General features: G+C 77.9%; 1 protein-coding gene. It reads left to right on the forward strand.

Annotated features, from left to right (window positions below):
- A partial coding sequence (locus KVT38_RS33630) for a hypothetical protein (protein ID WP_217598062.1) occupies positions 1-317 on the forward strand: 317 nt, incomplete at both ends.

Below are 317 nucleotides of genomic sequence, written 5' to 3' on the forward strand. Positions count from 1 at the left end.
GCGCCGCGATCGGCGTCGCGCAGGCGGTCGTGGACGACGCGGCGCATCGGACGCAGGCGCAGCTGGACGCGGCGCAGGCGACGCTGAATAGCGCCGTCGACGCGTTCGAGGGCGCCGTGATCGGCGCGGGCGATCCCGCCGCGCTGGAGGCCGCGATCGCGGACGCGCAGCAGGCGCTGGACGACCATCCGGCAGGCACGGATGTCGGGCAGGCGCCGGCTGGCGCGCGCAGCGCGCTGAGCGCCGCGATCGGCGTCGCGCAGGCGGTCGTGGACGACGCGGCGCATCGGACGCAGGCGCAGCTGGACGCGGCGCAG

The sequence above is a fragment of the Cohnella sp. GbtcB17 genome, assembly GCF_019091135.1.
Taxonomy (GTDB): Bacteria; Bacillota; Bacilli; order Paenibacillales; family Paenibacillaceae; genus Cohnella.